The organism is Mycobacterium gordonae, assembly GCF_002101675.1.
Lineage (GTDB): Bacteria > Actinomycetota > Actinomycetes > Mycobacteriales > Mycobacteriaceae > Mycobacterium > Mycobacterium gordonae.
On the sequence record NZ_LQOY01000020.1, the window covers coordinates 1 to 13,341 of the forward strand.

Annotated in this window: 15 protein-coding genes; 1 reads left to right on the plus strand and 14 read right to left on the minus strand. The window is 67.2% G+C overall.

Annotated elements, in window-relative coordinates:
- Positions 1-602, minus strand: a 602-nt coding sequence (locus tag AWC08_RS03755; RefSeq protein WP_142283394.1) for a PE family protein, incomplete at its 3' end; no start/stop codon positions are given.
- 320 nt (positions 603-922) lie between these two features.
- Between AWC08_RS03755 and AWC08_RS03760 the strand changes: the two genes are divergently transcribed.
- Positions 923-2,212 carry a PPE family protein gene (locus tag AWC08_RS03760; protein ID WP_065131989.1) on the plus strand — a complete coding sequence of 430 codons (1,290 nt, stop codon included), beginning with the start codon at positions 923-925 and terminating at the stop codon, positions 2,210-2,212.
- Here AWC08_RS03760 and AWC08_RS03765 read toward each other — a convergent pair.
- The 13 genes from AWC08_RS03765 to AWC08_RS03825 form a co-directional block, all read right to left on the minus strand.
- Positions 2,209-2,607, minus strand: a complete 399-nt coding sequence (locus tag AWC08_RS03765; protein WP_065131990.1) for an Rv3143 family two-component system response regulator — start codon at positions 2,605-2,607, stop codon at positions 2,209-2,211. The genes AWC08_RS03760 and AWC08_RS03765 overlap by 4 nt on opposite strands.
- Positions 2,608-2,622: 15 nt before the next feature.
- A complete protein-coding gene (locus tag AWC08_RS03770) occupies positions 2,623-3,165 on the minus strand; it encodes a YceI family protein (RefSeq protein ID WP_065131991.1) in 543 nt (180 codons plus the stop codon).
- The gene (locus AWC08_RS03775; protein WP_069434029.1) at positions 3,162-3,557 is read right to left on the minus strand and encodes a nuclear transport factor 2 family protein; all 396 of its coding nucleotides are present in this window, start codon (positions 3,555-3,557) and stop codon (positions 3,162-3,164) included. The genes AWC08_RS03770 and AWC08_RS03775 overlap by 4 nt, the downstream gene beginning before the upstream one ends.
- On the minus strand, positions 3,554-3,898 hold the full coding sequence (locus AWC08_RS03780; protein WP_069434028.1) for a DUF6285 domain-containing protein: 345 nt from the start codon (positions 3,896-3,898) through the stop codon (positions 3,554-3,556). Before AWC08_RS03780 ends, AWC08_RS03775 begins: the two co-directional genes overlap by 4 nt.
- The gene (locus AWC08_RS03785; RefSeq protein ID WP_065131994.1) at positions 3,895-4,848 is read right to left on the minus strand and encodes a phosphotransferase family protein; all 954 of its coding nucleotides are present in this window, start codon (positions 4,846-4,848) and stop codon (positions 3,895-3,897) included. The genes AWC08_RS03780 and AWC08_RS03785 overlap by 4 nt, the downstream gene beginning before the upstream one ends.
- A complete protein-coding gene (locus tag AWC08_RS03790) occupies positions 4,845-6,083 on the minus strand; it encodes an acyl-CoA dehydrogenase family protein (protein WP_065131995.1) in 1,239 nt (412 codons plus the stop codon). Before AWC08_RS03790 ends, AWC08_RS03785 begins: the two co-directional genes overlap by 4 nt.
- 12 nt (positions 6,084-6,095) lie before the next feature.
- On the minus strand, positions 6,096-6,707 hold the full coding sequence (locus AWC08_RS03795; RefSeq protein WP_065131996.1) for a TetR/AcrR family transcriptional regulator: 612 nt from the start codon (positions 6,705-6,707) through the stop codon (positions 6,096-6,098).
- Complete coding sequence (locus AWC08_RS03800; RefSeq protein WP_065131997.1) at positions 6,707-7,603, minus strand: hydroxymethylglutaryl-CoA lyase; 897 nt, start codon at positions 7,601-7,603, stop codon at positions 6,707-6,709. Before AWC08_RS03800 ends, AWC08_RS03795 begins: the two co-directional genes overlap by 1 nt.
- Positions 7,600-8,799: a CaiB/BaiF CoA transferase family protein gene (locus tag AWC08_RS03805; protein ID WP_065131998.1), complete on the minus strand. Its 1,200-nt coding sequence runs from the start codon at positions 8,797-8,799 to the stop codon at positions 7,600-7,602. The genes AWC08_RS03800 and AWC08_RS03805 overlap by 4 nt, the downstream gene beginning before the upstream one ends.
- The gene (locus tag AWC08_RS03810) at positions 8,796-9,971 is read right to left on the minus strand and encodes an alpha/beta hydrolase family protein (RefSeq protein WP_069434027.1); all 1,176 of its coding nucleotides are present in this window, start codon (positions 9,969-9,971) and stop codon (positions 8,796-8,798) included. Before AWC08_RS03810 ends, AWC08_RS03805 begins: the two co-directional genes overlap by 4 nt.
- Positions 9,968-11,074 carry a homogentisate 1,2-dioxygenase gene (locus AWC08_RS03815; RefSeq protein WP_065132000.1) on the minus strand — a complete coding sequence of 369 codons (1,107 nt, stop codon included), beginning with the start codon at positions 11,072-11,074 and terminating at the stop codon, positions 9,968-9,970. The genes AWC08_RS03810 and AWC08_RS03815 overlap by 4 nt, the downstream gene beginning before the upstream one ends.
- Before the next feature lie 100 nt (positions 11,075-11,174).
- Positions 11,175-12,143 (minus strand): NADPH:quinone oxidoreductase family protein, encoded by a 969-nt coding sequence (locus AWC08_RS03820; protein ID WP_065132002.1) that lies wholly within the window; start codon positions 12,141-12,143, stop codon positions 11,175-11,177.
- Between the two features lie 21 nt (positions 12,144-12,164).
- Entirely contained in the window at positions 12,165-13,163 is a 999-nt protein-coding gene (locus AWC08_RS03825; protein ID WP_085087381.1) for an acrylyl-CoA reductase family protein, read from the minus strand.
- Positions 13,164-13,341 lie beyond the last annotated feature (178 nt).

The window sequence follows — 13,341 nt, forward strand, 5'->3', positions numbered from 1 at the left end:
CCCCCGGTGCCGATCAACCCCGCCGCACCCCCAGCGCCGCCGGCCGTCGGCGTACTGCCGGTCGGGCTGTAACCCGCCCCGCCGTCACCGAACCACAACCCGCCCGCACCACCAGTGGGATTGGCCGCCGTACCCGCAGCGCCGTTGCCGATCAGATCCCGGCCCAGCAACAAATTGGTGGGGAAGTTGATGATTGGGTCCAGCACCTGGCCGAACACACTGTTGATCCACCACTGACTGACCGTGTGCGTCGGCCCGTAAATGAACAACTGGAACGCATTGGCCACCGGCGAGGCCGCCGCCGGACCCAGCCACGCCGCGGCACCGGCCTCGGCCTCGGCATAAGCGGCCGCGGTCGAGGACAACGCGGCCACGAACTGCTCCTGATAGCTGGCCGCCTGCCCCGCCACCGCCTGATACTCCCGGGCATGCGTGCCGAACAACGCCGCAATCGCCGCCGACACCTCATCACCGGCCGCCACGGCCAACTGGGTCGTCGGCAGCGCCGCCGCCGCACTACCAGCACCGACGTCTGAACCGATGCGCGCCACATCCGCAGCCGCCTGCGACACAACCTCCGGCGAAACCACCAGAAAAGACATCCCGATATCCCCTGCCCGAAATCACTTCTGCCCGTTTGTCATCTCGAGTCACACCCCATGGGGTATCCGGAGAACGACGTTCTCCGATGAAACGATTTCGGTTGGCGGATCTTTAGAGCCTAAAGTCCCTCCATACGCGTCCGATGGTCCTGAGGCCGCTCCCTTGGGTGCCGTCCGCAAACCAGCCGGGGCCAAATGCATCCGATCTGCGCGACGGCCAGACGCGCGGAGCGCTTGTTGTTACTGTTAGAACGGGTCGCTGCACGCTTTTGCGAGGTCAGCGCCAGGATGCCGATGGCCGATCTGGGAGGACGGGGTCTGTGAGTTTCTTTACACTGCCGCCGGAAATCAACTCATTGCGGATGTTCCTCGGCGCTGGAAGTGCGCCGATGTTGCAGGCGGCGGCGGCCTGGGAAGGTCTTTCGGCCGAATTGGGCACCGCCGCCCAGTCATTCGGGTCGGTGATCTCGAACCTGGCCAGTCAGGCGTGGCAGGGACCCGCGGCGGCGGCGATGGCCGCGGCAGCAGCGCCGTATGCAGGTTGGCTGGCCGCGGCAGCGTCGCAGTCTCAGGGAGCGGCCGGGCAGGCGCTGGCGGTGGTCAGTGCCTTCGAGGCGGCCCAGGCGGCAACAGTTCATCCAGGTGCGGTGGACGCCAACCGCAATGCGTTCGTCAATCTGGTGATGACGAACCTGTTCGGCCAGAATGCGCCCGCGATCGCGCTCGCCGAGAGCATTTACGAAGAGATGTGGGCCGCCGACGTGACGGCGATGGCCAGCTACTACTCCGGAGCGGCCGCCGCTGCGGCGCAGGTGGTGCCGTGGTCGTCGGTGTTGCAGAGCTTCCCGGCCCTGGCCGGCGGTATCGCCGGCGGTCTGAGCGCCGCGGCCGGCGCTGGTGCCGGTCCCGCTGGCGGGGCGGCGGGCGGTGGTGCGAGCGGCGGCGGAGGTGCCCCGCCCCCAACCACCGGTGCTGAGGGTGCTGTTGCCGCGGGTGGCGGCGGAGGCGGTGGGGGAGTCGGCAGTGCCGACAGCGGACTTGCTCCGGCGAGCTACACCGGCGGCGACGCGGGTGCTTACGCCGGCGGCACCGCTGCTGGAACCGATGTCGGCAGCGGGGCGCTGACCACTGCTAACCCTGGTGTAGCCAGCCCGGGCGTCGGCGGCTTCGGCATGATGCCGATGCCGATGCCAATGGGGGGAATGACCCGAAGTGCCGGTCTCCTCGGCGACGGCCCGTCGATGCCGGTGCCCGCCAAGGCCGAGGAGAAGGACGACGAGGCCGCCGCGATCGAGGAAGCAACCGAGGAAGCCACGCAGGAAGCCGAAGTGACTGCCGAGGCGCCGGAGGCGGAAGTGCCGGCCATGAGCGTGCTGCCCACCGCCGTTGCCGACGCCGCGGCGGCGGCAGCTCTGGGCGAGGCGACCCAGGCCGTGCAGACGGCCGGTGCGTCGAGGATTCCGGCATCGGGGTTCCGCGCGTCGGATCCCGCCGCAGAGGAGGCCGAAGAGGCGGTCGCCACGCTACGTCCGAAGATCGCTCCCGGTGAGTTCCACCCGCGGGCCGAGGAAGAGGAAGAAGAAGCGAAGATCCAGATCCCCGGGGCCTAGTGCGCGGGAGCGCGCAGCAGGCTCAGGGCTGTGCGGCCCAGCACGATGGGGTCGAGCGGATGCGGCACCGCCGCCTCGGCGCGTGACCAGCTGGCCAGCCAGGCATCGTCCGGGCGTCCGGTCAGCACCAGGATCGGCGGGCAGGACGACAACTCGTCCTTGAGTTGCTTGGCGATACCCATCCCGCCGGTCGGCGCCGCCTCTCCGTCGAGAATGGCCAGGTCGATACCGCCTTCGTCCATCGTGCGGATCACCATGGGGCCGGTGGCGACCTCGACGTAGCTCAACTCGGGCAGGTCAGGGTGCAGCCTCTTACCCAAGGCCTGCTTCACCTGTTCGCGGGTCTGGACGTTGTCGCTGTAGACGAGGATGCGCAGCGGGCTGGAGTCGGGCACGGTGCAGATGTTAATTCACGCGATCGCAGCCGAGTGCAGGAAGACGGCGTCAGCGGACACGACGACGGCATTGGACATCACGCCGAGTTTGTTCCAGCCCAGGTCGAACCGCGATCGGTCGATCTGTGTCTGGCCCGAAATTCGTACCGAGCCGTCGTCGAGTTCGGTGATCGTCACCGGAAGCGGCACCGGTTCGGTGATGCCCTTGATGGTGAAGTGGGTGTGCAGGTCGGCGGACTTTCCGTTGGCCGGGTGCAGGGCATTGACGACGACAGTGATCTGCTCGAAGCGTTCGACGTCGAAGAAGTCGGCCGAGCGCAGGTGCTTGTCCCGGCGTGCGATGCCGGTGTCCAGCGAGTCCGCCCGGATGTCGATGCGGCCCGACACCGCGCGGGTGCTGGTGAACCGGCCCTCGCCACTGAACTCGGTGAACGAGCCCTTGACCGGCATCAGACCCCACATATTGCGGATCTTGAAGGTGATCGCGGAGCGGTCGGGCACCAAAGTCCAGGTCCCGACCGTTTCGGGGTCGCTGAGCAGGGTTTCCAGCGTGGTCATCGTGAGTCCCTCACTAGTAGCGGCGCGAGGTCGGCAGGGTCGAAGTACTCGTCTATGTGGTTGATAAGACCTGTTGTGTCCAACTTGATCACGATGCAAACCCGCATGGCCATCGACTCCCCGCCGTGCCCCGTGGCGTGCAGCACGTGCTGCTGGACGAAGCCGTTCTCGAATACCTGGCGGTCCAGAATCTCGTAACTGCGCGTGGCCGTCGCTGAGAGGAACCAGTCGATGACGCGCAGCGCCCGCTGCTTGTCATCGCAGGTGGTGGGGTCGCGGCGGCCGTCGGTGCGCCAGACCGCGATCTCAGGGCTCCACATGCCTTCGACGGCGGCTCGGTCGCCGTTCTCGATGGCATTGAACAGCCTGTCGGCGAGCTCGGTGATGGTCATGACTGCGGCTCCTTGTCGTATCCGGGGTGGGCGGCCGCGAGCCGGTGGCGCACCAGTGTGCGCAGGCAGGCCATCACGTCACTGTCGCGACCGTCCAGTTCGCCGGCCCGGATCGCGGCGGCCAGGCCGGTCTCGTCGGCGAAGCCGAGGTGGGTCAGTGCCGCGCGAATTTCGGCCTCGCCGGGGTTTTGCAGTTCGCGCTCAACCATGCGCAGTGCGTTGGCGGCCACCCGGGCATGAAAGTTGACCTGACCTGTGGTGGCGTCCCGGACGTCGCGTTCCAGGAACTCGGCGACGGCAGCGACGAGCTCGGCCGCGGTCGGCCGGCCGTGGAAATTCACGAATCCTCCAACAGCTCGAGCAAATCCCACTCGTTCTCGCACACCCGGCGACCGATCGTCGCCAATTCGACCGAGCGGGTCTGTCCGCTCAGGTGGCGTTCCGCCTGGTACCGGCAGATGACGCCCCAGCGCAACGTGGCCAGCACCAGCCACCAGTGAAACGCGGCACGGTCGACGGGGGTTGCGCCGGCCTCTTCGTAATAGCCCAAGAAGTTCTCGATGCTGCCCAGGCCACCGGCCCCGCGGCTGGCCGGAGCGCCGAACCGCCACGCGCGCACACAGAACCACGCCAGATCTTCGTATCGCTCACCGACGTGCACTAACTCCCAGTCCAGCACAGCAGCCAGGTCGGATCCGTCGACGATGAGGTTGCCCATCCGGAAATCTCCGTGCACCAGCACCGCAGGCGACGGGGCCGGACGGTGCGCGGCCAGCCAGCGCAGCGTCCACTCGAAAGTTGCTGTGCTGTCGCCCATGTCGTCGAGTTGCTGCCGGGAGTGCTCGACCGGGTCTTCGTGGGCCAGGTCGGGGTCGCCGGCGTCGGCGCGGTGAATCGCGGCCAAGGCCTGCGCGCATTGCCGCAGCAGCCGCTGCGGGTCGTCAAGCTGGCGGAAGATGCGCCGAACGATCGTCTCGCCCTTGATCTCCTCGCAGATCAGAAACGGATTACCTAGTGCGGCAACCGAATTGCTCGCGACCAGCACGTGCGGTACCGGCGCCCCGGCGGCCGCCGCGGCCGTCTGCACCCTGGCCTCGAGCTCCATCCCGGCGTGGATGTCGTCGGGTGGCCCGGTGCGGAGGATCAGCGGCCGGCGGTCGTCGCCGGTAACCGCGTCGAATGCCCAGGTGGTGCGGCTGGCACCGCCGGTGAGCGCCCGCAGGTTGTCGACCGCCATGCCGTCGCCCAGTGCCGGCTGCAGCAGCCTGGTCAAGCTGTCGGACAGCGTCATTTCTTGCCGAATTTGAACAGCCGCTGGGCAACCCGGCGGATCTGAATCTCCTCCGCACCTTCGGTGATCCGGTAACGGCGGTGGTGGCGGTAGATGTGCTCTAGCTGCTCGTGGCGGCTGTAGCCGATGCCGCCGAGCACCTGCATGGCGCGATCGGCCGCGTCGCACACCAGCCGGTTGGCCCGGTAGTTGGCCATCGATACCTTATCCGATACCTCCATGTGGTGGTTGCGATCCAATTGCGTTGCGGCGTAGTAGACGAGCAGTCGCACCATCTGCGCCTCGGTCTGTAATTCCACCAGCGGCCACTGCACCGCCTGGTTCACCGCCAGCGGCTTGCCGAAGACGTGCCGCTCGCCGGCGTAGGCCACCGCGCGGTCGATGCAGTACTGGGCGGCGCCCAGGCTGCTGGCGGCTTGACGAATTCTGTTCTCGTGCAAGAACGTCTGGCCCACTTCCAGTCCGCGGTCCACCTCGCCCAGCACCGCGTCTTCGGGCACCCGGACATCGTTGAGCTCCACCTCGGCATGGTCGGTGGGCATGTTGAACGTGTACCAGTAGAACGGGATGGTGAAGCCGGGAGAGTCGCACGGCACCAGAAACGCCGTGATGCCGCGCGCCTGGCCGGGCTCGCCGGAGGTGCGGGCGAACACCAGGTCGTGGGTGGCGCGGTGCACCCCTGTGTTGAATCGCTTGGCGCCGTTGATCACCCAGCCGTCACCGTCCCGGACGGCGGTCGTTTCCAGCCAGGTGGCATCGGAGCCGTGCTTGGGCTCGGTCAACCCGAACGCCATCGAGCGCTCACCGGTGATCAGTGCCTCGGTCCACTCCTGCTTCTGCGCCTCGGTGCCGAACCGGTCCATCATGATGACCTGGGGGAAGTTGCCGACGATCGACGACTCGTCCTGCAGGTCGTTGTGCAGGCCGAGTCCCTTGTGCGCCAGATGTTCCCGGATGACGGCCATGTCGATGTTGGTGCCGTCGCGTCCGCCGAACTGCGACGGCAGGCCGTAGCGCAGCCAGCCGGCTTTATCGGCGCGTCGGCGCATCTCGCCGAGCAAGTCTTCCCAGTCCCGGCGCGGGATGCCGCCGTTGTCCCAGTCGGTGCGGGCATTTTCGCGGCGGTGATCGAAGTATTGGATGTTCTCGCGTTCCAGCGGTTTGATCTCGTTCTCGATGAACTCGTCCATTTCCGCGAGCAGGCTCGGAAGGTGTTCGGGGAGGCTGAAATCCACGTTGATTGCTCCTTATGCTCCGTACAGCGTTTTCTTCCAGATTCGCGACAGCAGTGCAATGGCGTCGTCGTCGGTGATCGTCACGCCCAAGTCCGGCTTGCCGACGAACACGGTGGTGAAGTTCTCGAACAGCAGCGCGATGGCCGCCGCCGTATGCTCCGGGTTGAGCTCGGTTCCGTAGCCCTGTTCCTGCGCTCGGCGCACCGAGGCCGCCACGATATCCATGCCGAACCGCCGGAACTCGTTCTGGACCTTGGCGAACCGTTGTTGGGTGGCAGCTAGCTGCGCCACGGCGATCATGATGCCGATGTTCTGCTTGAACATGCTCCAGTAGCCAGTGACCACGGAGGTGAAGAAAGCCTCGTCCTCGGGTGAGTCGGGCAGATGAACCCGCAACCCGGACGGCTCGACGACCTCGTGCAGAAAGGACTCCGCCAGCGCGGCCAGCAGATCTTCCTTGTCGGTGAAGTACCGGTAGAACACCGCTGATGACTTTCCCGCCGCCGTTGTGATGTCGGCGAGGGTGGTGCCGTGAAAGCCACGTTCGGCGAACAACTTCCGCGCCGCCAGCTCGATGGCCTGGCGGGTCTGCTGGCCCTTGGCGCTGAGCACTTCGGCCGGCATCAGGTTCGCATCCGGTCTCCCGCGCGCAGCAGGGCGCTCGGTAGGTCATGGCCGACCGCCGCCTGCGCGACCCGCGCGGCGGCGATGGCGGCCGGCAGATCGACGTCGACGTCGAAGCCGCTGTCCGTCAGCAGATATACCAGGTCTTCGGTGGCGATGTTTCCCGTTGCCCCCGGCGCGAACGGGCAACCGCCCAGGCCGCCCACCGAGGCGTCCAGCCGGGTGACACCGGCCGTCACGGCGGCGTACGCGCTGGCCAGGCCGGCGCCCCGGGTGTTGTGGAAATGCCCGCCCAGCGGCAACCCGCCGATCACCGGATGTACCTGCTCGACGAGCGAACTCACCCGGCCGGGCGTGGCGGTGCCGATGGTGTCGGCGATGCAGAATCGGTCGGCGCTCTGCTCGCGGGCGGCGGCGGCGATGTCGAGCACCCGTTGCGGGGGAGTGGGCCCGTCGAACGGGCAGTCCCATGCGGTGGCGACGATCACCTCGACGGTCGCGTCGGCGTCGTGCGCGATGGCGACGATCTCGTTGATCTGCTCGGTGGCCTGCGCGCTGGACCGCCCGACATTGGCCTGGCTGAACGCATCTGACGCAGCGACCACGTACTCGATGGAGCGCAGCCCTGCGGCGATCGCCCTTCGGGCGCCGTTCGGGCTCGCTACCAACGCGGAGAACTCGATGTCGGGGTAATTGTGCAATTCGGCGGCCAGTTCCGCGGCATCAGCCATCGACGGCACCTTCGACGGCGACACAAACGCGGTGGCTTCGACTTCACGTACCCCAGTGGCGGCCACCGCGGCCAACAGATCCAGCTTGGCCGACAACGGAATCGGCTTCTCGATCTGCAGCCCGTCGCGCAGCGCCACTTCGCGGATGTCGACATGGGGACTCATATGACCTCCTCGGACACCAACGACGCGACGTCCTCGGCCGTCTTGCCCAGCAGCCCGGTGTAGACGTCTTCGTTGTGCTGCCCCGGTCGGGCGGGACCGGCATTGCGCACGGTGCCCGGAGATTCGGACAGCACCGGCACGATGCCCGGACCTAGGACGTCGCGACCCAGCCGTTCGTCGTGGTGCGGCACCAGCATGTCGCGGGCCCGCAGCTGCGGGTCGTTGACCACCTCGGCGACCGTGTTGATCGGACCGGCAATTACGCCTGCGGCCGAGAGTGTTTCGATGATCTCCCCGGGCTGGCGCTGGGCGGCCCAGGCGCCGATGATCTCGTCCAGCTCGTCCTGGTTGCGTCCCCGGGCGCCGTGGGTGGCGAACCGGTCGTCGGTGACCAGTTCCGGGCGCTCCATTGCCTTGCACAGCCGGGCGAAGACGGTGTCCTGGTTGGCGGCGATCACCACCCACGACCCGTCGGCGCTCTGATAGATGTTCGACGGCGCGATGCCCTCCAGCCGGGTACCCGACGGGCCCCGCACCACCCCGCCGACGTCGTAGTCCGGGATGGTGGATTCCTGCACCGCCAAACAGGATTCGGTGAGCGCGACGTCGACCACCTGGCCGTGGCCGGTGACGCTGCGGCGGTGCAGCGCGGCGAGTGCGCCCTGCGCCCCGAACATGCCGGCCAGCGTGTCGCCCAGCGACAGCGCGAGCCGGGGTGGTGGGCCACCGGGGAAGCCGTTGAGGTGCCGCAGCCCGCTGGCCGCCTCGGCGACCGACGCATATCCAGCCTTGTGGGCGTCCGGACCGGTCTGCCCGTACCCGGAGACGCGGACCAGGATGATGCCCGGATTGCGTTCGCTGAGCACTTCGTAACCCAGGTTCCACTTCTCCAAGGTGCCGGGCCGGAAGTTCTCCACCACGATGTCTGACTTCTCGACGAGTTCCAGAAACAGTTCGCGGCCGCGTGGCTTGCGCAGGTCGAGTGTGATGGCGCGTTTGTTTCGGGCGTGCACCGTCCAGAACACCCGATGGCCGCTCACCTCCGCCTGCCCCCAGGTCCGCAAGGGGTCCGGGGCGCCGGGTGGTTCCACCTTGATGACGTCGGCGCCCATGTCGCCGAGCAGGCGGCCGACGAACGGGCCGGCGATCAGGGTGCCGAGTTCGAGCACCCGGATGCCGTCGAGAGCACCGGTCACTGCCGGCCCACGAAGTCGTGGCGAGTCAGCCAGTCGGTGACGACCTCGACCGCCTGTCGCAACTTGTCGCGCTGGTCGGGTCCCGCGTAATAGTGTGTCGCGCCGGGGATTTCGTGCATCTCCTTGTCCGGGTGCCCGATCGCCTCGTAGAGCCGCCGGGTGTGGCTGGGTGTGCATGCGTCGTCGCCCAGGTTACCGATCACCAGGGCCGGGATCGCGAGATCCTTCCCGCACGCTACGCCGTCGCCCCGGGCCTCGTCATAGCTCCACTGCGACAGCCAACCGCGCAGCGTGGAGAACCTGGCCAGGCCGACCGGACTCATGTTCACCACCTGCGGGTCACCCAGGTAGCAGGTGCCCGGAGTGCGCTCGTTCGGGTCGACGGTAGGGTCCAGCCAGCGGGGGTCGGCCATGGTGCCGTGCACGACGAAGCAGAACTCATCATCGGGACGACCGGCAGCCTGCAATTCGGCCAGTTTCTCGCGGACCCACGCGGTGATCCGGCGGTTGCGGTCGATCTGCGCCTGCCGGTAGCGGGTGAGGAACTCCTCGGTGTACGGCGGCTGATTCGGATTGTCGGGGTTGTAGAGATCCAGTTCAGGGTCGCGCTTGGTCGGGTCGGCTTCGTCCAGGATCGACGCGTCCAGCCACTCGGTCAGCGTGCCGTGCCGGCTGATGTGCGCGGCGAGCAACATGATGCCGTCGGCGGGTGGCAACTCGAGCTTGGTCAGGTCCGGGCCGTCGCCTGACGGGCTGGACGTGATGGTCGGATGCTGGGCCTGCTGCTGGTAGAACACTGACAGCGAGCCGCCCCCACTCCAGCCGGCCAGCACCACCTTGCGGTAACCCAGCCGGTTCTTGGCGTCCTTGATGCATTCGCCGAGATCCTCGACCACCTTCTCCATCAGCAGCGCGGAGTCGGTGCCGCGGAACCGGCTGTTGCAGTAGATGACATGGTGGCCGGCCCGGGCCAGCGCATTGATCATCGGCAGGTAAGCGCCGCCGCCGATCGGATGCATGAACACCAGCACGGTGTCCGACTCCCGGTCTTTTGGCTTGAGTAGATAGCTTTCCAGCACCGTGATCTCGGCGAGCCCGCCATAGACGTCGCGCACGCCGGAATTGTTCTGGAAGGCAACGAGATACGGAATTCGGTCATACTCGAACTTCATGAGTGCTGCCCCAGGTCGTGGGCCAGCACCTCGGCCGACGGGACCAGCCGGCGACGGGTGTCGATGGCGATCACCTGCCAGTCGACGCTGGAGTACTCGTCGAACTTGCGCCGGGCGCGTTCCCGCGCTTTCTCCGGTGCGCCGTGGTGAACCCCTTGTGGCGCATGGGATATCAGGCCGGGCGGCATCGGGATGCCGTAGAGCGAGCCACCGTGGAAGAACGCGATCTCGTCGTAGTCGACATTGCGGTGATACCAGGGCGTGCGTTCGGTGCCGGGGACGCTTTCGGCCGGTTTGGGCAGGAAGTTCATCACATAGACACCGGTTGCCTGCATGAACAGATGAACGGTCGGCGGCAGGTGCACGCTGTCGGAGGTAATGACGTTGTAGTCGGCGATGTTGAAGGTGAACGCGAAGTTGTCGCCGCGCCAGCCTTCGACATCGATCGGATTGTGTTGATAGTAAAGGGTTGTGGGGCCGCCTTCATGAATCAGGCGGACCTCGTATTCGTCTCGCCCGTCGTCGTCGATCGGCGCCGGCTCCGGAATGACCGCCTGCGACGGATCGAAGGGGAAGTGCCGGCCCAACGGTCCGGGCGGGGGAACCCGGAACTCGTCGGTGGCCTCGATCATCAGCAAAGTGGTTGCTTCCTTCGTTTCGGGGTCCGGGATCTGGCGCCAAGTGGTGGCTTTCGGGAGGTACACCCAGTCACCCTGCCGGTAGCGCAACGGCCCGAACTCCGTTTCCAGCAGGCCCGCGCCGTTGTGCACGAAGCACAGCAGATCCCCGTCGACGTGGCGGGTGTAGAAGGGCATCTCCTCGTGGCGTCGGCTCAGATACACCCGGCAGTCTGCGTTGCTGAACATCAGCAGCGGTCCGCCGTTGGCATCGGTGGCGTCACTGGGTTTGAGCTGGTCGGCCAGGACGTCGACCGGGCGCAGGGGACCGACGGCGCGGTAGGCGGTGGGGTCATGGCGGCGGTAGATGTTGGCGGTGCGCCCGGCGAAGCCGCCGCGGCCCATCTCGTCGTCTTTGAGGCCGTCGAGATCGGCGTGCACCCGCCGCGGTGTCCTGCCTTTACGCAGGTGGACGAACGATTCCATGAAGCGACTCCGAGGCTCGGCAGTAAAAGTAAAAGTGACATTACTTTTTGTTCAGCCAACGGGCAAGCCCGGAGCCGCTTCAATGGTCCTGCTCGATGCGCTAGCGCATCCGCAGCACGACTTTGCCCTTGGCGCTTCGGTTTTCCAGCGACGCCACCGCGGCCGCTGCGTCATCCAGCGGGAAGACCTCCGGCTCTGGCGCCGCGAGCTTGCCCGAGGTGAACAGCTCCTCGAGCGCCGCCCACTGCTCTTGCAGCGCTCCGGGGTGCCGGCCGGCCCAGGCGCCCCACCCGACGCCGACCACGTCAATGTTATTGAGCAGCAATCGGTTTACCTTGACGGTCGGGATCTCACCACCGGTGAAGCCGATCACCAGCAACCGTCCGGCCGGAGCCAGGGAACGCAGCGAATCGGTGAACCGGTCACCGCCAACGGGATCCACCACGATGTCGACGCCGCGGCCGCCGGTCAGTTCCTTGACCGCGTCCTTGAACCCGTCCGCCAGCACCACGTCGGTGGCGCCGGCCGCGGTGGCGATCCGGCCCTTCTCCTCGGAGCTGACCACCGCGATCACCCGCGATGCGCCCAGTGCGGGGGCCAATCTCAAGGCCGACGTGCCGATGCCGCCCGCCGCGCCGTGCACCAGTACCGTTTCACCCTGCTGCAGCCGGCCGCGCACGGCCAGCGAGAAGTACACCGTCAGGTCGTTGAACAGCACCCCGGCACCGGCTTCGAAGCTCAGGTTGTCCGGCAACTTGAACAGCCGGTCGGGCGCCAGCAAGGCGACCTCGGCCATGCCGCCGGTCAGCATCGTCAAGCCCAGCACCCGGTCACCGGCTTGGACGTGCGCGTCCTGCGGTGCCGAGCGGACCACCCCGGCGATCTCGGCGCCGAGGGTGAACGGCGGATCCGGCCGGTACTGGTACAACCCGCGGGTGAGCAGCGCGTCCGGGAACGCCACCCCGGCGGCGTGCACGTCGACCACCACACCGTCACCGGTGGGTTCGTCGATGTCTGTCACCTCGATCGCTTCCGGACCGTCAAGCCGAGTCACCCGTGCTGCACGCATGCCGATCACCCTACTTCCGGCTCAGAACCCACCCGCGACCCGTACGACGGCCCGCCCGGTGAAGGCCCCGGCGCGCACCTGGTCGAGCACCCCGACGACGTCCTTGACGTCGACCTCGCTGGTAACGGCGTCCAGATGACGCGGGCGCAACGAATCGCCCAGCCGTGCCCACAGGTCGCGGCGCGGACCGATCGGCAGCTGCACCGAGTCGATACCCAGCAAGGCGATGCCGCGCAGGATGAACGGCATCACCGTGGTGTGCAGGGCAACGCCTCCGGTAAGCCCGCTGGCGGCCACCGCGCCGCGGTAGTCGACAGCGCTGAGCACGTCGGCCAGGGTCGCCCCGCCGACGCAGTCCACGCCGGCCGCCCAGCGTGTCTTGGCCAGTGGCCGTGGCTTGGCATCCGGATCGCCCGGCAACCGGCCGATAACTTCAGCAGCCCCAAGCTTTTTGAGCAGATCCGTGGCCTGAGGTTTGCCGGTGGACGCCACCACCTGATAGCCGGCCGCGGCGAGCAGATCGACGCTGACGGTGCCGACGCCACCGGATGCGCCGGTGACAACGACGGGTCCATCCTGCGGTGTGATGCCCCAGTCGTTGAGGGCCTGCACGCTCATCGCCGCCGTGAAGCCCGCGGTCCCGATCGCGGCGCCGTCGCGCGGGCTCAACGCACCGAGCGACACCACCTGATCGGCCGGTAGCCGCGCGTATTCGGCGTAACCGCCGTGATGACCGGTGCCGATCTGGTAGCCGTGCGCCACCACGGCATCCCCGACGGCGAACTCGGCTGACTGCGAATCGACCACCTCACCGGTCAGGTCAATGCCCGGAACGACCGGATAATGACGCACCACGCCGCCGCCCGGCGTGAGCGCCAGCGCATCCTTGAAGTTGACGCTGGAATACAGCACCCGGATCGTCACGTCGCCGGGCGGCAGGTCGGCTTCGGAAAGCGTCTGTAGCGCAGCGGAAATCTGATCGCCGTCTTGACGGGCGACCAGCGCGGGGAATTTCTCCATAGGGTTCGACGCTAGCCCCTCCACGACGGGCTATGCGCCCAACTGGACGCGGTGGCCTGACGCCTAGACGTCGCCGAGCGTGAACTGGCTGCGAGAAAATCGCGCTCAATGTCAAGTGGTTAGTGCAACGCGGTTAGGCGGCTTGATCGAGCAGGGCTGCTAAGCGTTGGGCGGGGGT